This is a genomic window from Acidiphilium iwatense (assembly GCF_021556475.1).
Classification (GTDB): Bacteria; Pseudomonadota; Alphaproteobacteria; order Acetobacterales; family Acetobacteraceae; genus Acidiphilium; species Acidiphilium iwatense.
The window spans coordinates 85662-108562 of record NZ_JAKGBZ010000001.1 but is presented as its reverse complement, the minus strand read 5'-3'; the positions used below and the strand labels follow the sequence as shown (position 1 = coordinate 108562).

Here is a 22901-nt window from a genome sequence, read left to right as displayed (position 1 = left end):
CTAGTTCTCTTTCAGCGTGATGCCGGATTGCCGCTCAATGCTGCGGAGCGTGCCAATCGGCAGGTCTTTCTTCGGATGCGGAACAGTCACGGTTCCGGGGCGTTCGTCGTGCCGAAGGTGATGGTGGCTGCCGGTGATCCGAACCGTCTGCCATCCGGCTTTGGTCAATGCCTTCAGGACGAGGCGGCTATTCATATGTGGATTTATACACATAATTATGTGATGTCAACATGGGGCTGAATTCGACAACGGCACAATCCGGTGGATGGTCGGGGCTTGTACGGCTCGGGGATGCGCCGGTTACGCGCATCCGGTTGGCGGGGGCGGCGATGCCGCGCCCCTTGCCCCGTCTGTGCATCGACGATGTGGCACTGGTCGCCGAGCACTGGGTGCAGTTTCACGCGGACGGGATGGCGGGCGAGCCGTTCGATCTCGCGTCGCTGGGGCCGATGGCGGTCAGGCTGAACGGGCCGGGGCTGATCTGGCGCGGCGGCGCGCTGCTCGACGATGACGCGATCATGCCGGTTTACGTGAAGCCGGTGCTGGAGAAATTCCGCGACGCGCTGGTCGCCGCGCCCTGCGCCCTACCGGTGCGGCGGGATGGCAGGACGGCGCTGGTGTTTCATGGCTGGGGCATTCAGGTGTTCGGCCATTTCCTGATCGAGATGCTGCCGAAGCTTTTACTGGCGCGGCGCTTTCCCGCCGTGTTCGGCGACGCGATGCCGGTGCTCGACCGGGCGATGCCGGACTGGCTGCTGCGGAGTCTCGACCGGCATTTCGGCATCGGCGACGCGGGCGCGATCTGGTTCGATTCGCGAAGCGAGCAACTCGACCTGGATCGGGCGATTATTCTGCCGCTGGTCTCGCGCGCGGCGGGGTATCATCCGGCGGCGCGCGCATGGTTCGCCGAATTCGCGGCGCGCATCGCGGTGCCCCCATCGTCGCCGATCGAGCGGCTGTTCGTGGCGCGCGGCGAATTTTCCAACCCGGCGGCGCCGAACCGCGTGCTCGCCAACGAAGCGGAGCTGGCGGATATCGCCACGCGCGCGTTCGGGTTTTCCGTGGTGCATCCCGAAACGCTGGAATTCGCCGAGCAGGTGGGGCGGTTCTCGCAGGCGCGGGTAGTTCTGGGCCAGGCGGGTTCGGGCATGCATAACGCGCTGTTCGCGCCCGAGGGTGCCGCGGTGGGGGTGATCCGGTTCACCGCACCCGACCAGTCGCATATCGCGGCGCTGCGCGGCCAGCGCATCGCCTATTTCACCGAAGGCGTGGCTGAAACCGCGCCCGGCGTGTTTCGCGCAGATGCCGGAAAATTCAGGCGTTTCGTCGCGGCGCTGTGCGGTCAGCCATGACCGGCGACCCGGTCGGTCAGTGCCAGTAACAGGCCGGTGACGACGAAGGCGAGCATCAGCCCGCCCTGGAACAGCACCACCCGGTCCGGCTCGCCGCGCACCTCCAGGAACACGCGCAGCACATGGACCGCGGCGATCGCGGTGATCGAGCCCATCAGTTTCAGCTTCAGCCCGCTGAAATCGATATTGCCCATCCAGTCCGGCCTGCGGTCGCCCTCCGCCAGGGTGATGCGGGCGACGAAATTCTCGTAGCCGGTGAGGATCACCAGGACGACCAGATTGGCGGTGAGCGAGAGGTCGATGAGCGACAGCGCCGTCATGATGACATGGGTTTCGTCCATCGTCGGCAGGGTCGGCACCGCGTGGATCAGTTCGAGCACGAAGCGCACGACCAGCAAGGCGAGCAGAACCAGCATCGCGAGATAGAGCGGGGCGAGCAACCAGCGCCCGCCGAACAGCAGCGCCTCGACGATGCGCACCGCGCGCGGTGGTTTTTCGTCACTCCCGTTCATGATCGGCCTCACGATGCAATGCCTCGGCGACAAGTTCCGCCTGCCGCGCGAGCCGGGTCAAGCTTTCCCGTGCCACTTCGCCGCCGACCGGCGCCGGCGCCGGCGAGGCTGGGCCGCGCGCGGGATCGAACGCGGCATCCAGCCAATCCCGCCACGCCTGCCAGAGCGGACGGTCTTCGGGTGCGGCCGGTGCGCGATCGAAACCGAGCACGGCGAGCCGCCCGGCGACGCGGCGCAGCGCGGCATCGGCCACCAGCGCCGAGCGCAGCAGCGGATCGCGCGTGCGATGGGGTTCCATCAGGGCGCGCGAGATCGACGCTTCGAGATTGTTGCTGGCAAGCCCGGCCTGCCGCCGCGCCGCATCGGGCAACGGTGCCCGGTCGAGCAGATGCGCGAAACTCGCCGCGAGATAGGCGCGATGCGCGGCGATCGCCTCATCGCGCGCCGAGGCAAGCCGGTTGCTCTCGAAGCTCGGCCAGAGCGCGAGATTCGCGGCGACCGCGAGCAGGCCGCCGGCAAGGGTGAAGCCGACCCGCGAGGCCGCGATGCGCCACTGATTCATGCCGGGCGCGATCTGTTCGATCAGCAGTACGATCATCGGCGTGAGGATCGCGATATAGGCGCTGTAATTCACCCCGCGAATCGCGAAGGCGAGCATGGTCAGCGGGATCATCGCGAGCGCGAGTTCCAGCCGGGTGTGGCAGACCAGGCCGATCAGCGCGGCGATGACGCCGCCCGCCGCGGTGCCGGCGACCCGCTCGATCGCGCGCACCCAGGTTCCCGCGAAATGCGGCTGAAGCACGAAAATCACCGTGATCGCGAGCCAGTGGCCGAACGGATCGCCCAGCCAGAACACGAAGCCGAGCACCGGCGTGCTGACCAGCGCGGTGCGCACCGCATGGCGCAGCGGCACTGAATTCCAGGTTAGGTTGGCGCGGATCGGGCCGAAGATCGTCTCGCGCCAGTCCGGGGCGGTACCGTCTGTCAGTGGCTGCGGGCCCGGCGCCTTCGAGACGTTCAGCACCACCGCGAGCCGTTCGGCGACGACATCGAGCAGGCGGTGCAGCGCGATGCCGGCAGGGAGACTTGCGGCGGCTTCGCGCAGGCTCGCGAGGGATGCGTGCAGCTTGTCGATGTCGAGCGAGCGATCCGCCTCGATCGCCGGGGCGACGGCGTCGAGCAGGGCGGCGAGATCGCGCAAGGCGGGTGCGACGGCGCGGCGCGGCGCCGGATCGGCAGCCAGCGCCTCGCCGATCGCGATCAGGGCGCCGAACAACTGGTCGAAAATCGCGAGGCGCAGCGCGATCGCGTTGGCGCGCGCGCTGGCAGCGCCGCGGCGCCGCAGAGTCGCGAGGGTGACGGCACGGGCGCGTTCGATCGCCTCGCGCACCGCGCGCCGATGGCCGCGGGCATGGAGATCGAATTCGTCCTCACCGGAACGGGCGGTGCCGTCCGCCGCGAGATCGACCAGATCGCGGGTGAGCGACGCGAGGGCGGCGGCGATATCGGCCAAGGCGGCGCGCGCCGGGCCGAACGGGCGGATGCGCCAGAGTGCGAGGGTGAGCAAGGCGGCACCGGCGGCACCGGCCCAGAACGCGACGCCCGGCGCCAGTGCCGCCGAGACGGCGCGCACCGGCGTATCGAGCGAGAGAACGGTGGCGACGGCGAGGAGATTGCCGGTCTGCAACCCGCCCTGGCCGTAGATGCGCGCGAAGCTGCAGGCGAAAATCGTCGCCCCCGCCAGCAGGATCGCGAAAGTCGGGCTGCGCGCGAGGATCAGGCCGAAGCCAGAGAAGCAGATGGCGCCGAGCACGCCGAAAATCAGCATCGGCGGCAGGCGGGCGCGCACCGGGCCGCCCGGATCGGCGAAGCAGGCGAGCAGCGCCCCGAGAGCCGCGATGCCGAGGCGAGGCGCACCGAGCAGCGAGCCCGCCGCCATGGTGCCGGCGACCGCGATTGCCGCGCGCACGCCTTCGAGCAGCGAAATCGCGCGGAAATTCAGCGTGAGGCCGGCAATCGACGGCAGGCCGGCGCGGTCGCGATCGGCGATTCCAGCGAGCGTGGCTTCAGCCCGCGCCATCGCCGAACATGCCGGAGCGCGGGAAGCCGCTGGGCGGCAGGCGGCCGGCCTGGCCGCGCGCGCCGAGCCAGTCGGCGAGCCTGGTTTCCGTGCGGGTCTTGTCGCCGAGGCGCCAGGTGAGACCGTCGGCGAGGGTGAAGGTTTTGGCGTCGGCAAGGCCGCCATCCTTGTATTTCTGCAGGATCACGCCGGCGCCGCGCGTCATCTCCGGCACCTGGTCGAGCGGGAAGACGAGCAGTTTTCGATTCTGGCCGATCACCGCGAGATGATTGCCCGATGCCTGGATGCAGAGTTTGGCTTCCTCGCCGGGTTTGACCGTGAGGATTTGTTTGCCGGTGCGCTTTTCCGCGGCGAGTTCCGCGCCGGCGACGATGAAGCCCCTGCCCGCCGTGTTCGCGACCAGGTAGCGCGCGGCTTGGTCAGCGACGAACAGGGCGACCACATCGTCCTCGTTGCCGAGTTCCACTAACAGCCGGATCGCCTGACCATCGCCGCGCCCGCGCGGCAGGTCGGCGGCGCGGATGGTATAGATGCGTCCATTGGTGGCGAACACCGCGATGCGGTCGGTGGTTTCGCAGCGGAGCAGAAATTTGAGGCGGTCGCCTTCCTTGAAACGGAGATCGGCATCGGCGGCGACATGGCCTTTCAGTGCGCGGACCCAGCCCTTGTCGGAGAGAATGACGGTGAGCGGTTCGCGCTCGACCAGGGCTTCGGCAGTGACCTCGACAACGGTTGGGGCAGCGCCGATGGTGGTGCGGCGCACGCCGAGCGGGCCGGTGCCGAAGCGCTTGCGCGTGTCCTCGATTTCGGCCTCGATCCGCGCCCAGCGCTTCGCGGGGTCGGCGAGCATCGCGGCGAGCGATTTGCGTTCGGCCGAAAGCGCTTTGTGCTCCTTGCGGATTTCCATTTCCTCCAGCCGGCGCAAGCTGCGCAGCCGCATGTTGAGGATCGCCTCGGCCTGGGTATCCGTTAGCGAAAACGCGGCGATCAGGGCTTGTTTCGGTTCGTCCTCGGTGCGGATGATGCGAATCACCTCGTCGAGATTGAGAAACACCGCGAGATAGCCTTCGAGGACTTCAAGGCGCCGGGCGATCGCGGCGAGGCGGTGGCGCGAGCGCCGTTCCAGCACGACATGGCGATGATCGAGCCAGGCGCGCAGCATATCGCGCAGGCTCATCACGCGGGGCGTGCGGTCGGCGTCGAGCACGTTCATGTTCATCGAGAAACGCTGCTCGAAGGCGGTGGCGCGGAACAGGCTGGCCATCAGCATATCGGGATCGACGTTACGCGATTTCGGTTCCAGCACGATGCGCACATGTTCGGTGCTCTCGTCGCGGATGTCGGCGAGCAGCGGGAGTTTGCGCTCGGCGAGGAGTTCGGCGACCTGCTCGATCAGGCGGGATTTCTGCACCTGATAGGGAATTTCGGTGACGACGATCTGCCACATGCCGCCCTTGAGATCGGATTTGGTCCAGCGCGCACGGACGCGCAGGGAACCGCGACCGGTCTCGTAGGCGGCGCGCAGAGTTTCGCGGTCCTCGACCAGTTCTCCGCCGGTCGGGAAATCCGGCCCCTGGACGATATCGAGAAGATCGCCGGTCGGCGTTTCGGGATCGCGGATCAGACGGATCGCGGCGGCGCACAGCTCACCAGCGTTGTGCGGCGGGATCGAGGTTGCCATGCCGACCGCGATGCCGGCGGCGCCGTTGGCGAGCAGATTGGGAAACGCGCCGGGCAGCACGATCGGTTCGCTGTCCTCGTTGTCGTAGGTGGCGCGGAAATCGACGGTATCCTCGTCGATTCCGTCGAGCAGGGCAGCGGCGATTTCGGTGAGTCGGCTTTCGGTGTAGCGCATCGCCGCCGCGTTATCGCCGTCGATATTGCCGAAATTGCCCTGGCCCTCGATCAGCGGATAGCGCGAGGCGAAATCCTGCGCGAGACGCACCAGAGCTTCGTAGATCGACATGTCGCCATGCGGGTGGAATTTGCCCATCACGTCGCCCACCACGCGGGCGCATTTCTTGAAGCCGGAGCCGGGATCAAGCTTGAGCTGGCGCATCGCGAAAATCAGCCGGCGATGCACCGGCTTCAGGCCGTCGCGCACATCGGGCAGCGAGCGCGCCATGATGGTCGAGAGCGCATAGGCCAGATAACGCTCGGATAGTGCGGTTGCGAGCGGGGTGTCCTGGATCGTGCCCCGGTGATCATCCGGCATGGGTATCGTCTCCGTTCAGTCTTCGTCTAACGAGTGCGGTGGTTCTGAAGTTCCTACGCGTATGCGGTGGCGATTTTAGGAACTTCAGAACAATGAACCACACTCGAACCATATGTTTACCTAGTGTCCCGATTCGGCAATTCGTAGAGCGCTTGGTTCGGCTACGACGAATTGCCGAATCGGGACACTAGGTCATAGAGGGCGAGGCGGGCCTGGGGAAGCGGCGCGTGGCGCGAGCCGAAGGCGTCGCGGGCGAGGAAATGGCCGGTCAGCGCCAGGCCGTCGCGGCAGGCGGCGAGATCGGCCGGGGCGTCGCCGACCAGGAATGCCGGCAGGACGAGCAGGCGGGATTCCCAGATGCCGGCGGCCTCGCGCGCGACTGCGCGGCCGGTGCGCGGCGAGACGAAGGCAAGGTTTTCGGTGACCCCGGTAAGCGCGCAGGCGGACAGATCGAGCCCGTAGCCGAGTTCGCGCAGCAGATCGACCTCGAAGCGCACCAAAGCGGGGAGTGCCGCGTTTTCGATGGCGATGCCGGCGAGCAGGCGGGCGAGGCCGAGAAACGCCGAGGGATGCGGTTCGCGCTCCGGCAGCGCGCCGGCGGCGACCGCGCAGGCGGCGCGCAGCACGGCGAGCGCCAGCGGATTTTCCATGGCAAGGGCGGCGGCGGGATGGACCAGCTCGCCGGTCAGGCTGCCGAGCTGTTCAGGCAGGCGCGCGACCCAACGGGCCGCGACCAGATTGCCTTCCTGCCAGATCGCGGCGCCCCGCCGCGCGGCGCCGCCGCGCGCGAGCCCGTGCCAGGCGCCCTGCGCCTCGGTGAGCACCACGGCGCGCAGATCGCCCTCGCCATACGGGGCGATGCTGAGGACGATGACGGGTTCGGACCACTCCAAGGCGCGTTATAGAAAGCCCGGATCGATGAATTCGGCCCAGGCGAAGCCGTTGGCATCGGCGGGATCGGCCATTTCGGTCGAAAACGCGATCCGCGCCTCGCCGAAATAGAGCGGCAGGTCGGCGGACCATTGCCGGGTTTCGCTCGCGCTCAGCACGGTTTCGTCGCGATGGATCGCGCGATCGGTCTCGCCGGCGAAAATCGCCACGCGGAACCGGACCGGCCGTGCCTCGGCATGGTTGAGGCGCAAGGTGGACTCGAACCGGCGGGGCCCGGCGAGAAACTGGCGCAGGATCAGCCGTGGCGGCAGTGCATCGGCCGGGTTCGGGTGCAGCCGGAACCCGGTATCGCTGATCGGGAAGAACGACCAGGGGTCCGAAGTGATGCCGATGCGCTCGCAGGACGTGGCGGCGCCGCCGATATCGAACGCGGCGAGCCGGCGCGGCGGAGCGACCGGCGTTTCGGATTCGCGCCTGAAGAACAGCTCGTAGTCGCGGCTGGCCCGGCGCGCATGGGTGGCCTCCGGCAGGTTGGCCAGCAGTCCGGCGGGCAAGGCAACGTCCGGTCCGGGGCGGGCGATCGCGATCAGGCGAATCCCGGCAAGTGCCGGCGCAATGGCGGCACTATCGAGGCCGGAGCAAAAATCCGGGTCGGCGATCAGCACATCCGCGCCGTCCCAGCCGAGCCGGCGATAGAGTTCGGCCAGGGTGACGGCCTGGATCGGGCCGTTTTCCATGGCGGCGAGCGCGGGGCGGCCGGTATCGGCATGGGAAGCGACGGCGTAGTGCCGCGCCGTCTCCGACACGGCGAGCCTGGCGCCGGCGATCTGGCGCCAGGGCAGCGTGTTCAGCGCATGGAGCCGGGCGAGCGCCGGCACCGCTTCCAGGCTGGCGATCGTCGCGTCCGGGTGCGCCTGGGCGAGGGCGACGCTGCGATAGCCGGCGCCGGCGCCGAGTTCGATGATGCGTTTCGGCGCGAAGGGAATGCGCAACTGCGCGGCGAAGTCGCGCATGGTGGCGGCGCAGTCGGCGGCATCGTTCGAGCCGGCACGCAGCCAGAGCGGATGGGCGAGATCCGGCCAGGACACGCTGACCAGGCCGATTTTTCCGGCCGTCGCCGCAGCGAGCGCGGCGGCGGGATCGATGGCGGGCGCCGGTTCGGGCCGCAGCGCCGGAGCAGGTTCCGGTTCGGGTGCGTCCGCCGCTTCGCCGATCAGCAACCGGGCAAGGTGCCGGCGGGTATCGGCCGAGAGCGGGGCGAGCCAGCGCGTCGGAAGCTCGGGCTCGAAGCCAGTGCTCATCCGGCAAGCGCCCGTTTCGCGGTGGCGGCGAGATAGGTGGCGGCGGCGGGCAGGATCGCGTCGTTGAAATCGTAACCCTGGTTGTGCAGGAACGCGCCCTTGCGCGCCGGGCCGTTGCCGATCCAGGCATAGGCGCCGGGGATTTCGCGCAGATACCAGCCGAAATCCTCGCTCGCCATGGTGGGCGGCAGATCGCGCCGGACCGGCATGCCGATGCTCGCCGCAGCCTCGGCGGCGAGTTCAGCTTCGGTCTTGTGGTTGATGGTGGCCGCGACGGTGCGTTCGAACACGACATCGGCGCGGCAGCCCATCGCCTCGGCGGTGCCGGTCACCACCGCCCTGATCCGCGCCGAGACCAGCTCGAACACTTCGGGCCTCAGCGCGCGAAAGGTGCCGCGCATGGTGACGGTGTCGGGGATCTGGTTTTCCGCCTCGGCGCCCTGAAGCACGCAGATCGAGACCACGGCGGCGTCCAGCGGGTTGACGTTGCGGGCGACCACCGATTGCAGGGCGACCAGGATATGTCCGGCGCACATCACCGGGTCGCTGGTGAGATGTGGCATCGCGGCGTGGCCGGCATGGCCGTGCACGGTGATGGCGATACGCTCGCCCTGGGCCATCATCGGGCCGTCATGGATCATCACCGTGCCGGCATCGAGGCCGGGCCAGTTGTGGTAGCCGAAGATGCGCTCCATCGGGAAGCGCGCGAGCAGGCCGTCGGCCATCATCGCGCGGGCGCCGCCGAAGCCTTCCTCGGCGGGCTGGAACACCAGATGCACCGTGCCTGACCAGTCGGGGTCGTCGCGCAGCAGGATGGCGGCGCCGAGCAGCGAGGTGGTGTGCCCGTCATGGCCGCAGGCATGCATCACCCCCGGATTGGCGGAGGCGTAGGGCAGGTTGGTGGCCTCGACGATCGGCAGCGCGTCCATATCCGCGCGCAGGCCCACGCTGCGATTGCCGCCGCGCCGCAAGGTGGCGACCACGCCGTGGCCGCCGATGCCGGCTTCGAACGGGATACCGAGTTCGGTGAGTTTGTCGCGGACGAACTGGGCGGTTTTTTCCTCGTGCAACGACACTTCGGGGTGCCGGTGCAGATGATGGCGCCAGGTCGTGAGCGTATCGGCGATGCGTTCGGCGGCGAAATCGGGCATGGGAACACCTGTTGGTCGGACAAAAGAGATAAGCCCCGGTTCCGGCACTCGGCAAGAGGCGGATTTGCCGCACCGCACCAAGGTTGCTACAGGCAGGTGCCCTGCCCCTGAAGTTCTTGCATGGACTTCAGAAATCAGCAGGTCACCAAAATAATAGAGTCTGGTGTTCCGAAGGGGATGCGCATGGACGAACTGATCAAGGGATACCGGCGGTTTCGCACGGAACGCTGGCCGCACCAGCGGGACGCCCTGGAGGCGCTGGCGCGCGACGGTCAGCAGCCGCACACGCTGGCGATCGCCTGCTGCGACTCGCGCGTCGCCCCCGAGATGATTTTCGACTGCGCGCCGGGCGATATCTTCACCGTGCGCAACATCGCCAATCTGGTGCCGCCCTATGCGCCGGACATGGCGAATCACGGCACCTCGGCAGCGCTGGAATTCGGGGTGAAGGTGCTGAAGGTGCGGCGCATCGCGGTGATCGGCCATAGCGGTTGCGGCGGCATCCACGCGCTGCTCCACGAACCGCCGGCCGAGGCGAGCGATTTCGTCGCGAACTGGGTGCGCATCGCCGAGCCGGCCAAGCGCCGGGCCGAGGCGGTCGCGGACGGCGATGCCGAGGCGCTGCGGCGGGCGGCCGAGATCGAGACCGTGCGGGTTTCGCTCGAAAATCTCGCGACGTTTCCCTGGATCGCCGATGCGCGCGACGCCGGGCATCTGGCCGTGCAGGGATTTTATTTCGATGTCGGCACCGGCACGCTCGGGCGCGTCCTGCCGGATGGCGGACTGGGCGAACCATGACAACGGAGAACGGGATGGACAAGCCTGTCGGACAGGTCACGCCGGCGCGGAAGACGGACCGGAAATCGATCGCGTCCTGGGATCGCGCCAAGCGCGACGGCGAAATTCGCGCGCTGATCACTGCCTATGACTATCCGTTCGCGCGGCTGGCGCAGGAGGCGGGGATCGACGGCATCCTGATCGGCGATTCGCTGGGAATGACCGTGCAGGGCGAGCGCGATACGCTGCGCGTCAGCCTCGACCAGATCGTGTATCATACCGGGCTGGTCGCGCGCGGCGCGCCGGACTGCCTGATCATGGCCGATCTGCCGTTCGGCAGCTTCGAGGCGGGACCGGCGCAGGCCTTTGCCAGCGCCGCCGAACTGCTCAAGGCCGGGGCGGATGTCATCAAGCTCGAAGGCGGCGCCGCCATGGTGGAGACCGTGGGGTTCCTGTCGGCGCGGGCGGTGCCGGTCTGTGCGCATATCGGGCTGACGCCGCAGCATGTGCGGCAGTTCGGCGGGTTCAAGCGCCAGGGCAAGACCGAGGATGCGGCGGCACGGCTGATCCTGGATGCGGTCGCCCTGGCCGAAGCCGGTGCCCGCATGGTGCTGATGGAAGCGATCCCCACGCCACTCGGGGCCGAGATCACCCGGCGCGTGGCGGTGCCGACCATCGGCATCGGCGCGGGCGGTGGCACCGATGCGCAGATTCTGGTGCTGCACGACGTGCTTGGCCTGACCGGCGGCTATGTGCCCGGTTTCGCCCGGACCTATCTGGACGGCGCCGGGCTGGTCCGGGGCGCGATCGGCCACTATGCCGAGGAGGTCAGGGCGCGGGCGTTTCCGCCCGAGTCTTGATCGCTTACTGGTTCGGCGGCGGGACCGGGACCGCCTGCGATCCCGGCGGCACGACGATATAGGTTTTCTGCGGCGGCGAACCGCCGCCGAGCGAAATACAGCCCGACAAGGCGCCTGCCATGACCAGCCCCAGCGCAAGGGTGATCGCGCCCCGGAGCCGCCTGGAGCGGATGGTTCGATCGGTCCGAAGTGATGTCATGCTCACCCTTTCATTACCAATGGGAGTAGAGCGTGATCGGTTCAAGTCAATCACGCTCTACTTTTGTTTTGGCGAGCAAGCTGGCCGGTTCTGATTGAACGGAATGGTTCAACCAGAACCTACCTTGCTCTAGCGCCGAAGCCGGCATAGTGCCTGCTCCGGCGCGATTGGCAATGTGCGCGTGGGCGGATGACGCGAAATTAACGGATTACCCGGACAGGACATAAAGATTGTCTGGAAATTCGCTCCGGCGAGTCGGTCGGCGTGGTTTTCGAGAACCGGTGCGGAGCGTGCCTGAAGGCACGTGAGCACCGGAAGCGGAGAAAACCGCGTTGCATGGCCGCCGGAGTAGAATTTACGGGCAGTCTTTTAACGCGAGTAGAACTCGACGACGAGGTTGGGTTCCATCTGCACCGGATAGGGCACGTCGGCCAGTTTCGGCGCGCGGGTGAAGCGGCCCTTCATCGCCCGGTGATCGACCTCCATGTATTCCGGCACGTCGCGCTCGGCGCTCTGGGTGGCGTCGAGCACTACGGCGAGCTGCTTGGATTTCTCGCGCACCTCGATCACGTCGTCGTCGCGGACCTGATAGGAGGCGATGTTCACGCGGCGGTCGTTGACCAGGATATGGCCGTGGCTGACGAACTGGCGGGCGGCGAACGGGGTGATCGCGAATTTCATGCGGTAGACCACCGCATCGAGCCGGCGCTCCAGCAATTCGATCAGGTTTTCCGAGGTGTCGCCCCGGCGGCGGACCGCTTCCTCGTAATACCGGTAGAACTGCTTTTCGCCGATATTGCCGTAATAACCGCGCAGTTTCTGCTTGGCCATGAGCTGCACGCCGAAATCCGACGGCTTCTTGCGGCGCTGGCCGTGCTGGCCGGGGCCGTATTCGCGCTTGTTGATCGGCGATTTCGACCGGCCCCAGAGATTGACGCCGAGGCGGCGGTTGATCTTGTACTTGCTTTCGGTACGCTTGGTCATGCGTGCCGCACTCCTTTTTCTTCGTGTTGCGCCGGTAGGCCCCGCTGCACGCGCAGCGAGACGGGCGCGCATCCCGAAGATGCGTCCGCGTTCCCGGCAATGCGGGAGGCGCTACAGAAGGCGAGGCGGATTGTCAAATGGCGATACGCGACTGCCAGAGGCACAGAAGCGGGGTGACGACGAGTTCCATGGTCATGCCGAAGAGCATCGACGGTCCGGGAACGCCATGGAGCGCCAGGCTCGCAAGCCGGCCGAGGCCGCCGATCGCCACGATCAGGGTCAGCAGGCGGAACCGGGCGGCGTGGCGCTCGATACGTGGGATCGTGCTGTAGAACAGCAGGCCGATGGCGAGCAGCAGCCCCGAGAGATAGGCGAAATGGCTGGTGAGGTCCGGGATTGCCAGCACCTGCCCGACGAAGCCTGGGCCCGCGATGATTCCGGCAAGTCCGGCGCCGATCGGGACCAGCCCGGCGATGGCTATCACGATTTGCAGGGTCCGGCGGGAGAGTGTCGCGCGCATGGGATGGCACATGCGCCTTTTGCGGTGCGGCGCAAGATCAGCGAGACATGATATAAGGCATGGCGCTCGCCTGCCAGCACGGAATGCTGCCGAGGATTTCCATGCTGATGCGCCGCGCGGCGCGTGGCAGCAGAAGCTCCGCCCGTTCCGTGCTCCAGCGTCCCCGGTCGGCAGGGGCGCGCGGATGCCATCCGGCGCCGGTTTCGGCGGCGACGATGCGCCCATCGGCGCGGACCGCGCCCGCGCAGACGCCGAGGCGGCGGCGGTCCTCGGATGCCGGATCGGTTTCGGCCGGGACGCCGCACGCGGTGCGCAGCGCGATCCGGTTTGTGGGGTTCGGCAGATCGAAGATCATGCGCGTGCCGCGCCGCCGGGCGACGACGATATCCGCGCCGATCGCGGCGTCGAGCCGGGTGCCATGGACGATTTCATAGCCCAACGCGAGCGCGCGCCGGTGCAGTGCAATGCGGGCGGCGCGGAGCGGCGTGCCGCCGAGCATCAGTTCGGCGCAGGCGGGCAGGAATGCGCCGGGTACGCCGAGGGATTCGGCGAAGCGGCCGCGATTGCCGTTGTCGCGATAGGTTTCGGCGGGCAGGTTTTCGGCGAGCACGATATCGTGCCGGTCGAGCTCGACATGATAATAGGTGACGGCGAAGGCCGCCGCGTCGCGGGTGATGGTGGCGCCGTTGACCAGCAATATCGCCGGGATCAGCGCGTCCTGCACGAAAATGGCGTGCAGCGGCGAGACGGCGAGCACGCGGCCCGGCCGGCCCGGCCCGAAGGCGCCCGGCGCGATCGCCACCGGGCGCAACGCGTCCACCGAAGGATCGGTCGCGAGATCGAGGCTGCGCCAGCCGATCCAGGCGACGCGCCGGGCGATGCCGCCGATGGTGACAAGCTTGTCTCCCGGCCGGAGACTTTCCACCGTCCGGTAGCCGTCCGGGGTGAGCAGCATCGTGCCGCGCGTGAAACACGGCATCGCGCCGCCGGCGGTGATCAGGCTGCCGCCATGGCCGTCGCCAGAGACTGTCGGGGATGGCTGGCCCGAGCCGGTGGCAAGCGCGAACTGCGCGGGATCGGCGATGCTCACCGTGCCGTTCGCGACGCTGACCAGCGAGGGCGCGATGCCGACGAGGTCGATCGCGTCGCCGGCGGCGAAATTGACCACAGAATCCCGCATGGTGGCGGCATCGTCGATGGTGAGCACGGCATCGGTCCCGGCGAAACCGATGGTGCCGCCCGATGCGCCGCCCACCAGATCGAGCACCGCGTTCGCCGCGATGGCCGCATCGCCGGCGAGATCGCCGCCCAGGATCAGTGTGCCGCCCTCGGCTTCGAGCATGCCGGCGGCATCGATCGGAATGAGCGACACGCCGGTCGCGGCGGCACCGATCGCGCCGGAACCAGTGAGGGTGGCGCCGGAGGCGACGGTGAGGCTCGCGGCGGCAAGCGTGCCGGCGGCAAAATCGAGCATTGCACCGGAGCCGAGGCTGACCGCGCCGGCGAGCGATGCCACACCGCCCGCGATGGTTGCCGCGCCGGAGGCATCGAGTACCGAGGCGGCGAGATGTCCCGCGAGATCCAGCGTCGCGGCAACTCCGATCGCGATCGTGCCGGCGGTGAGGCCAGTTTCGGGTCCAATGGCCAGCAACCCAGCGGCGAGGGTAGTGGAACCAGCGGTCGCGATGGCGCTGCCGGCGAGGGACAGCGTACCGTTCGCGATATCGAGCGCGCCGAGGCCGAGCGATGCGGTGCCGGCGGCGAGGATCGCGCCGGAGCCGGCCGCGCCGCCGAGCGTGGTGGCCGCGAAACCCAGCGTTCCCGCGACATCGGCCGTTGCCGGCGCTTCGGTGCCGATCGCGAGGCTGGAACCCGAGATGCTGCCGGTGACATCGAGCAGGCTGCCGCCCGCCCGCGCCGCGCCACCGACGGTGATATCGCCAACCAGGGTTCCGGCGACGCCCAGAGTGCCCGCGCCCGTTACATCGCCGATCATGGCCGCGCCGCCGAGGGTGACGACGGCGTTGGCGTCGAACAGCGCCGTCGCGCCGGAACCGATGTCGAGCGCGGTGCCGGCCAGGCCGGGCAGATCGAAAACCCCGGCAAGATCGTAAGCTCCGCCGATGGAAACCTCGCCCGCGACTCCCGATCCGGTGACGATGTCCGGGCCGCCGGCATGGGTGCCGAGCACCGCCAGATCGCCGTTCGCGGGGGCGACGCCGCCCTGCCAGGCATCGTCGGCGCCGAACCCGGCGCCGCTGGCGCCATCGAAGCCGAGGGTGGCCGGGGCGGTGACAGCGACGCCGATCGCGGCGGTGAAGCCGGCGAGCCCGCCGCCGCCGGTAAAGCGCAGCGTATCGCCCGAACCGCTGCCCCGCGACGTATAGGCGAGCGCCGCGAGATCGGCGTTCAGCGCGAGCGCGGTCGCGGCGGTCAGGGTGAGCGAGGCGGTCGCTGCACCGCCCGACTCGGCGATCAGCCCGGTGACCGGGGCGATGGTGAGGACCAGCCCGGCGCCGCCGTTGCTCGGCACGATCAGGCCGAGCCCCTCGATCGGCGTGGCGAAGCCGCCGACCGCGTCGATTTCCGCGCTGGTGGCCGGGGTGTCGTTCACGGTGAGGGCGGCGCCGGTGGCGCGCAGGCCGATCACCGGATTGCCGGCGGCGTCGGTTTCGATCGCCGGGCTCGATCCGCTGGCGTAGCTGGCGTGGATTGTCACGATCTCGGTCTGGCCCGCCGCGTTCACGCCCGAAACCTCGAAGGAGGTGCCGGTGACGTCGAACACCGACAGGCTGGTCAGGGTACCGAATACGATGCGGTCGCCGGGGGCGAAATTGTCGATGGTGCCGGAAAAATGGCCGGGATTGTCGAGCACCAGCACGCCGCCCTGCTCGCCCAGCGCGCTGGCATAGGGGCCACGATCCCGCGCGTCGCTCGCGCCGGGTGCGAAACTGATGGTCGCCGAGCCATCGACGCTGATCGGCGTCGGGTTAAACACGCCGAACAAGGGCGAGATCGCGCCGAGTTCCAGCACCGCGCCGGGGGCGATGACCAGATGCGCGCCGCCGCCGAGGCTGCCCGCCGAGACGGTGAGCGGCGCGGGGCCGCGGGCGAGGATGGTGCCTGGGCCGGCGATGTTTTCGGATTCGCTGAAATTGCCGGCGATCAGCGTGCCGGCGCCCTCGATGGTGGCGCCGGCATCCAGCGAAATAGCGATGAGGCCGGTCGTCGCCGCCGCCGAATCCACCTGCACCAGCCCGGCAAAGTCGATCAACCCGCCTTGTTGCACCGCGACCGGGCCGCCAAGCACCGCACCATTGGGCAGCAGCGCCGTGCCCTGCGCGTCCAGCCCGTCCAGCACCAGGGCGCCGAAATCGATCAGCGCGCCGGCCGGACCGAGAGTGACGCCGCCCGCGTTGAAGCTGCCACCAATGATCGCGAGAGTGCCGCCGGCGGCAAGATCGGCGGAGCCGACGCCGATCGCGGCGTCGAGAACCACCGAGGCATTCGCCGCGAGCGAGATTTGCGCCGCGACGCCGTCGCCTTCGAGTGTCGCGCCATTGCCGATGGTCACCGTGCTGCCGAGACCGGGTGCCGCGCCGCCCGACCAATCGGCCGGATTTTGCCAGTCCCCTGCGCCGCCCGACCAGGTTTCGGTGCTCGCGGCGATGCTGCCCGACGCGGCATAGGTCAGGCTGCCCGAGGTGACGGTCGCGGTCAGCGGCCCGCCGGTCTGCCGCGCGATGTATTCGAACGTGCCGCCGGACGGCGCCTCCAGCGCGATGGCGGAAAGGGCGGCGTTCAGCCCGGCGAGATCGGCGGAGGTCGCGGACAGGGTGATCGCATCGGTGACATCGCCGACGATCGCGATGCCCGGAAATGCCGAAGGGTCGAGCAATAAGTCACCGCTGCTCGCGATCAGCGTGACGGTGAGCGATTCCGGGGCCGCGCCCAGCACACCGAGCGCCGACGCCGCACCGTCGGCGAGGGTGAGACCGAGCGGCGTGGCGATTCCGGCGGTGAGGGCGAGGCTTGACGGCGGTGCGACGAAGGCGGGCGGCGCGTCCGGCACGGTCTGCACTGCGAGCGTGGCCGTGGTGCCGAGCGTGCCGTCGCTCGCCGCAATCGCGATCGTGGTGGTGCCCGGCGCGGTGCCGGAAATCGACAGGTTGGCGAGCGCGTCATTCACCGCGGCGAGGGCGCCGGAGATGGTCAGGTTGCCGGACACGCCGGAAATCGTCGCGCCGCCCGCGCTGCTGGCCGACAGCGCGGCCGGGCTTTGCAGGGTGACGGAAACGCTTGCAGCAGGGTTAGAATCGGCCAGGGCGATGCCGCCGGGCGGCAGCAGATCGAGCGAGGTGGTGGCGACACCCTCGATCAACTCGACCTCGCCCGGCCCGACGATCTGCAACGTTCCGCTCATGCCTGCCTCCGCTGATGGGAGGCAGGTTACAATTCAACTACAAGTTGTTCAACATGGATGTTGATCAACCGCGCAATTCTCGGCGCAATATTTTGCCGGTGACGGTTTTCGGCAGATCGTCGATGATCGCGACCTCCCGCGGGTATTTATAGGCGGCCATACGCTCCTTGCAGAAGGCGATGATGGCTTCCGGCGTGGTCGTGGCGCCGGGTTTCAGGCTGATCACCGCCTTGACCGTCTCGCCGCGATAGGAATCCGGCACGCCGACCACCGCGGCCTCACGCACCGAGGGGTGGGTGTAGAGCACATCCTCGACCTCGCGCGGCCAGACCTTGTAGCCGGCGGCGTTGATCATGTCCTTCTTGCGATCGACCAGGTAGAACCAGCCATGCCGGTCCATGAAGCCGACATCGCCGGTGTGGAACCGCCCGGCGCGGATCGCTTCGGCTGTCTTGTCGGGTTTGTTCCAGTAGCCGGGGACCACCATCGGGCCCTGGGTGACGATTTCGCCGACCTCGCCGATCGGCACGGGTTTGCCGTCGTCATCACAGATCCACGAGGTGGTGTTATAGACCGGCACGCCGATGGCCAGCGCGCCGGAAGCGGGATCGACCGGCGCCTCGCGCGACAGCGGCACGACATGCGAAGGCGAATTGGTCTCGGTCAGGCCATAGCCGTTATGGATGTAGTGGCCGAATTTTTCCCGGAACGCGACGACCACGGAGGGCGGAATCGGCGCGCCGCCGGAATAGATTTTGGTGAGCGTTCCGAGTTTCGCCGGCACCGCGCTCGGATGGTTCATCATCGCGATGAAGGCGGTGATCGCGCCGATGGTGAAGGCGGCTTTGTGTTCCTCGATCGCATCGAGCATCACGCCCGCCTCGAACCGATAGGCGAGGATGAGCGGGGCGGCGGTGATGAAGGCCGCCGCCACATGGCCGATCAGCCCGGTGATGTGGAACAAGGGCGCGATGCCAAGGAGCGGCGCGCCCTCATCCAGGCCGATCCAGTCGCGATAGGTCTGGGCGTTGAACGTCACGTTGCCATGGGTGCTCATCGCCCCTTTCGGCACGCCGGTGGTGCCGGAGGTATAGACCAGGAAGGCGATGTCGTTCGCGCCGGATCGTGGCGGCGGGGTGGGCTTGCCTGCTTCGGCCATGACGGTTTCGAAATCGGCCGTGTGGGCGACGCGTCCGGGCTTGACCTCTGCGAACAGGCGCGGATCGTTGCGGGTCTGGAAGGCAAGCGCGCTGGTGGTGATGACGATTTGCGGGCGGAGCGCTGGATCGAGCGCCGCGACGGTCTGTTCATAGGTCGAGCCATGGCAGATCACCGCGCGCGGTGTGCAATCGGCGAACAGCACGCCGATTTCGCGCACGCGGTTCATCGGGTTGACCGCGACCGCGATGCCGCCGGCTTTCCAGGCCGCGACGATGGCGATGACGAATTGCGGCACGTTCTGCAGATAGATCGCGAAGCGGTCGCCTTTCGCGAAACCGCGTTCGATCAGGAAAGTCGCAAGAGAATCGCTCAGACGATCCAGTTCGGCATAGGTGATCGCGGCATCGAAATACAGGATCGCCGGGCGGTTGGACGCGCGGACGACGGCTGAGCGGAACATCGCCAGCGCATCGGTATAATCCTGGGTCAAGGTTTCGGGCTGGCCGGGATCATACAGGCCGAGCCAGGGTTTGTCGTCATAGACGCTCGCGGGAACGCTCATGGCCGCCGCCTATTTGATCACCACCGGATTGACCGGCGCGCCGGTGCCACCCGCGACCTTCAACGGTGCGGCGGTGTAGAGAAAACTCCATTGGCCGTCCTTCGCGCAATCCTCGGCCAGCGCGTCGAGCGCGGCGATTTCGGTGAAGGTGATGCCGAGATTGCGCATCAGCGCGTTATGCAGCGGCAGGACCACGCCGGAAACCGGATCGGCGGTGACCTCGTTGGCGATGGTGTCGGTGACGAGGTTGGGAATCTCCATTTCATGAAACCATTGGACCAGTGCCGGCGAATAGGTGAGGCCGGGCTCGATGAAATCCTTGTAGAATTCGGTCTTGTCGCGATCGTAGAACGAGCCGATCCAGCCGGTGCGGATCAGTAGAATATCGTGTTTCTCGATGGTGCAGCCTTGAGCCTTGGCGGCGGTGAGAACGTCCTCATGGGTGAACGTCTCGCCACGATCGAGCACGGGTTTGCCGCGATGGCGGGCGATGTCGATCAATATCCCGCGCCCGGCGACGCCGCGTTCGGCGATCGGCAGGACGCTGGCTTTTTCCATTTTGCCGGCGGTGGTGCGCGCGTCGTAGCCGTTATAGAGCGTGTCGTCGCACCAGACATGGCCGAGCGCGTCATACTGCGTCGAGCCTTGCAGATACATGATGAGCATATCGTCGGCGTATTCGGCGTGGCCGGGAAACACCGGGCCCTTGCCGCATAGATAATGCCCCTTGTCCATCACGTTGACGCGCACCGGCTGGGCGCGGCCGGGCCAGACCGGATCGCCCTTTGGATGGCCCATCATTACCTGGAGGGTGAAGGTTTTGCCCTGCTTCACCGCCTGAACGCCGCGCAGAACCTCCGCCTGGGTCAGGAAATTCAGGCTGCCGACCTCATCCTCCGCACCCCAGCGGCCCCAGTTCTTCGGATCGTTCTTGAGCAGTTCGGTGACGGGGATTTCCGCGCGCAAGGCCATGGCGATCTCCTCCTGATGTTTGCGGCATCCTGCATTCGGGATCGTTTGCGCGCAAGAGGATTATTCCGAGCGATTCGGCGGCAAAATTCCCCGCGATGTCACGCCCCGAACGGCACCAGCTTGCGCCGTTCCGCGTCCCACAAAGCAAGGCGCGCGCATTTCAGGCTGGCGCGCAAGGTCAGCCGAGGTGCTGCCTGGAAGGCGGGATTTGCCTCGTGGCATTCGCGCAGCCGGTAATTCGGAATTCTGCTGGAAAGATGGTGAATGTGATGAAACCCGATATTGCCGGTCATCCAGTGCAGGACGCGCGGCAGGTCGTAGAACGAGGCGCCCTGCAGCGCCGCCGCGCGGAAATCCCAACGCGACCGGGGCTCCCAGTACGCGTCCTCGAACTGGTGCTGGATATAGAACAGCCAGACCCCGATCGAGGCCGCCAGCAGCATGACCGGCAGCCAGCCGAGCAGCACCGCCGCCGGCCCGAGGGTCAGCACCAGCGTGGCCAGCATGGCGGCCAGAGCCGCGTCGGTGCCGATGATACTCAGCCAGTCCCGCCAGCGGCGCCGGGGATTGCCGGCCGGGATACGATTGCAGATGAAGAACAGCCAGATGGGGCCGATACCGAACATCACCAGAGGATGCCGGTAGAGCCGATAGGCAAGTCGCCGCCATTTCGGCAGGGCCAGATATTCGGGCAGCGTCAGCGTGGTGACGTCGCCGATGCCGCGGCGGTCCAGATTGCCCGCACTGGCATGGTGGATCGCGTGACTGCCGCGCCAGGACGTGTATGGCGTCAGGGTCAGCACACCCAGCACCCAGCCAAGCAGATCGTTCGCCCAGCGCGCCGCGAAGAACGAGCCATGTCCGCAGTCATGCTGGAACATGAACAACCGCACCAGCAACACCGCACCGACGGGAAACAGCAGCGCCGCCGCCAGGATTCCATGGTCCAGCGCCACGAACATGCTCGCCATTACCGCAAGGAACGGCAATCCGGTGTTCACCAACTGGATCAGCGCACGCCGCGCATCCGGCCTCAGATAGGGCGCCACCATGGCGCGCCAATTGGCGTCTGCCGATGCGGGAAGGCTCGGAGTGGTTCTGGGCTGGGGCATGGGCGACACGGGGCGTTGGTTCCAGGGAATAAGGGCGTGCGGTTTGGCGAGCGAACTGCCCGATCGTTCGGAGACCGGGCCTGCCGGGCTGCCGATCCCGCAGGCCCGACCAAAAAACACAGTTCGACAAGTGTTTGGATGCACGGACTGATATATAGCGGGCGTCATGACACACAATCCCCCCAGCACACGAAGGGAAGTCTTCCGCATCCACAATAGCCGACATTATTACAATAGTGGCCGGTATAAATTGGAAAGTCGCGTTCCGATCACACTGTCGTCATTTGGCGTCGGCCATTGCTGGCGCGTGGCTTCGTTTCGCGACCACCGGCTCCAGGCTCGCATCGGCGCGCTCCACCAGGCGCCGCTCGCCGGCGAGGTTCAGGGAACGGCACGCGAGAAGGTAGACGATGGTGGAAACCGGCAGGCCGACGAGCATCGAAATATCTGCGCCGCCCAGCATGTGGGCGATCGGCCCGGTATAGATGCCGGTGCTGAAAAACGGGATCATGACGACGAAGCCGATCGCGTAGGCGACCAGGCCGCGCCAGTTCCAGCGGCCATACATGCCCTTTGGATTGAAAATTTCGCGGATCGAGTACATTCCGTGCCGGACGAAATAGAAATCGACGAGATTGATCGCCGTCCACGGCGTGAACAGATACAGCAGAATTGTCAGGAAATTACCGAATCCGGTCATGAAATTCCCCGAGGCCATGAAGGCGATCGCGGTTGCCGCGACCGCGACCGCGAGCACGCTGATAATTCTGGTCTTCACGCTGGTTTTCACCGGCTTGAACGAATCGACCGCGCTGAGCAGCGTCAATGAGCCGCCGTAAAAATTGAGACCGGTGATGGTGATCAGACCAAGAAACGAGGCGACGAGAACGATGACGCCAAACCCCGGAAATATCAGATTTCCCGCGTGGAGGACGGCTTGCGCGACATCGACCTTGGGCGCCAGGGCTGCGGCGAGCGCGCCGACGATCATCATCCAGGCGCCGCCGATCAAGGCGCCGAGATAGGTCCACCAGAATGACGCGCGAACGCCGACATCGGGCGGCAGATATCGCGAATAGTCGGAAACGTAGATCGCCCAGCTCAACTGATAGGCCGCCGCCGCGAAAAATTCGGCGAGGAACGGGATGGACTGAAAGGACGCCAGATCGAATGCGTGTCCGGGAAATCCGGCATAGGCGCTGACGCCGACGGTGAAAACCACCAGAACGGCGATCATGATGAACGATATCAGCCGCTGCGCCCTATGAATCCAATCATAGCCGATGATTGCGATGACGATCGAAACGATGGTGAAGACCGAAAACGATAACTTTGTGTTAACGGCGGTCAGTTGATGAATCGTCTGGCCGGCGAGCAACTGATTGAACGCATTGAACCCGATATAGCAGACGAGCGCGATGATCCAGACCAGCAAGGCGCCCATATAGCCGAATTGCGGCCGCGATTGGATCATCTGCGGCAGGCCAAGCTGCGGACCCTGCGTCGAGTGGAATGCCATGAAGAACGTGCCGAACGCGCAGCCGAGAACGATCGCGATGATCGTCCAGATCAGGTTGGCCCCCATCGACAGACCCAGCACGCCGGTCGCGAGGGTCGCGAGATGGGCATCGCCGGTGAACCAGACCGGCCACAGATGCCAGACCTTGCCATGACGTTCTTTCAGCGGAATGTAATCGATCGAATGGGCTTCGACCAGATTGGACCGGCTGGCGGTCGGACTCGGGCGACCGGCGATATGATGGACGGTTTCCTGCATTTTTCTCTCTTTTTCGTTCGCGATGGCTCGGACCTGTCGCAGGCGAGCCGGA

Annotated in this window: 18 protein-coding genes; 3 read left to right on the top strand and 15 right to left on the bottom strand. The window is 67.0% G+C overall.

Annotated features, from left to right (window positions below; all coding sequences use genetic code 11):
- The gene (locus L2A60_RS00565) at window positions 1-195 is read right to left on the bottom strand and encodes a type II toxin-antitoxin system HicA family toxin (RefSeq protein WP_235702417.1); all 195 of its coding nucleotides are present in this window, start codon (window positions 193-195) and stop codon (window positions 1-3) included.
- A gap of 35 nt (window positions 196-230) precedes the next feature.
- Here L2A60_RS00565 and L2A60_RS00560 point away from each other — a divergent pair, with 35 nt between their 5' ends.
- Entirely contained in the window at window positions 231-1352 is a 1122-nt protein-coding gene (locus tag L2A60_RS00560; protein WP_235702416.1) for a glycosyltransferase family 61 protein, read from the top strand.
- Here the strand turns inward: L2A60_RS00560 and L2A60_RS00555 are convergent.
- From L2A60_RS00555 to L2A60_RS00530, 6 genes are all read right to left on the bottom strand, one after another.
- A complete protein-coding gene (locus L2A60_RS00555) occupies window positions 1343-1864 on the bottom strand; it encodes a TIGR00645 family protein (protein WP_235702415.1) in 522 nt (173 codons plus the stop codon). The two genes, L2A60_RS00560 and L2A60_RS00555, sit on opposite strands and share 10 nt — an antisense overlap.
- Window positions 1851-3944, bottom strand: coding sequence for an FUSC family protein (locus L2A60_RS00550; RefSeq protein ID WP_235702414.1), 2094 nt, complete (start codon window positions 3942-3944; stop codon window positions 1851-1853). Before L2A60_RS00550 ends, L2A60_RS00555 begins: the two co-directional genes overlap by 14 nt.
- Window positions 3931-6159 (bottom strand): DNA topoisomerase IV subunit A, encoded by a 2229-nt coding sequence (parC, locus tag L2A60_RS00545; protein ID WP_235702413.1) that lies wholly within the window; start codon window positions 6157-6159, stop codon window positions 3931-3933. Before parC ends, L2A60_RS00550 begins: the two co-directional genes overlap by 14 nt.
- Before the next feature lie 161 nt (window positions 6160-6320).
- Window positions 6321-7052: a DNA repair protein RecO gene (gene recO / locus L2A60_RS00540; RefSeq protein WP_235702412.1), complete on the bottom strand. Its 732-nt coding sequence runs from the start codon at window positions 7050-7052 to the stop codon at window positions 6321-6323.
- Window positions 7053-7058: 6 nt separating this feature from the next.
- Window positions 7059-8351: a hypothetical protein gene (locus tag L2A60_RS00535; protein WP_235702411.1), complete on the bottom strand. Its 1293-nt coding sequence runs from the start codon at window positions 8349-8351 to the stop codon at window positions 7059-7061.
- Complete coding sequence (locus tag L2A60_RS00530) at window positions 8348-9502, bottom strand: amidohydrolase (protein WP_235702410.1); 1155 nt, start codon at window positions 9500-9502, stop codon at window positions 8348-8350. The genes L2A60_RS00535 and L2A60_RS00530 overlap by 4 nt, the downstream gene beginning before the upstream one ends.
- A 183-nt stretch (window positions 9503-9685) precedes the next feature.
- Between L2A60_RS00530 and L2A60_RS00525 the strand changes: the two genes are divergently transcribed.
- Both L2A60_RS00525 and panB read left to right on the top strand, forming a co-directional pair.
- Window positions 9686-10300, top strand: coding sequence for a carbonic anhydrase (locus L2A60_RS00525; protein WP_235702409.1), 615 nt, complete (start codon window positions 9686-9688; stop codon window positions 10298-10300).
- Window positions 10301-10314: 14 nt separating this feature from the next.
- A complete protein-coding gene (gene panB, locus L2A60_RS00520; RefSeq protein WP_235702408.1) occupies window positions 10315-11139 on the top strand; it encodes a 3-methyl-2-oxobutanoate hydroxymethyltransferase in 825 nt (274 codons plus the stop codon).
- A gap of 4 nt (window positions 11140-11143) precedes the next feature.
- Here panB and L2A60_RS00515 read toward each other — a convergent pair whose 3' ends face one another.
- From L2A60_RS00515 to L2A60_RS00480, 8 genes are all read right to left on the bottom strand, one after another.
- On the bottom strand, window positions 11144-11338 hold the full coding sequence (locus tag L2A60_RS00515) for a hypothetical protein (RefSeq protein WP_235702407.1): 195 nt from the start codon (window positions 11336-11338) through the stop codon (window positions 11144-11146).
- A gap of 369 nt (window positions 11339-11707) precedes the next feature.
- Window positions 11708-12322 carry a 30S ribosomal protein S4 gene (gene rpsD, locus L2A60_RS00510; protein ID WP_235702406.1) on the bottom strand — a complete coding sequence of 205 codons (615 nt, stop codon included), beginning with the start codon at window positions 12320-12322 and terminating at the stop codon, window positions 11708-11710.
- A 133-nt stretch (window positions 12323-12455) separates the two neighbouring features.
- Window positions 12456-12842 (bottom strand): DUF4345 domain-containing protein, encoded by a 387-nt coding sequence (locus L2A60_RS00505; RefSeq protein WP_235702405.1) that lies wholly within the window; start codon window positions 12840-12842, stop codon window positions 12456-12458.
- Window positions 12843-12879: 37 nt separating this feature from the next.
- On the bottom strand, window positions 12880-17265 hold the full coding sequence (locus L2A60_RS00500; protein ID WP_235702404.1) for a Hint domain-containing protein: 4386 nt from the start codon (window positions 17263-17265) through the stop codon (window positions 12880-12882).
- Window positions 17266-17329: 64 nt separating this feature from the next.
- Window positions 17330-18988 (bottom strand): class I adenylate-forming enzyme family protein, encoded by a 1659-nt coding sequence (locus tag L2A60_RS00495; protein ID WP_235702403.1) that lies wholly within the window; start codon window positions 18986-18988, stop codon window positions 17330-17332.
- Window positions 18989-18997: 9 nt separating this feature from the next.
- The gene (locus tag L2A60_RS00490; RefSeq protein ID WP_235702402.1) at window positions 18998-19960 is read right to left on the bottom strand and encodes a cyclase family protein; all 963 of its coding nucleotides are present in this window, start codon (window positions 19958-19960) and stop codon (window positions 18998-19000) included.
- Window positions 19961-20058: 98 nt separating this feature from the next.
- On the bottom strand, window positions 20059-21012 hold the full coding sequence (locus L2A60_RS00485; protein ID WP_235702401.1) for a fatty acid desaturase: 954 nt from the start codon (window positions 21010-21012) through the stop codon (window positions 20059-20061).
- A gap of 340 nt (window positions 21013-21352) precedes the next feature.
- A complete protein-coding gene (locus tag L2A60_RS00480; protein ID WP_235702400.1) occupies window positions 21353-22849 on the bottom strand; it encodes a purine-cytosine permease family protein in 1497 nt (498 codons plus the stop codon).
- Window positions 22850-22901 lie beyond the last annotated feature (52 nt).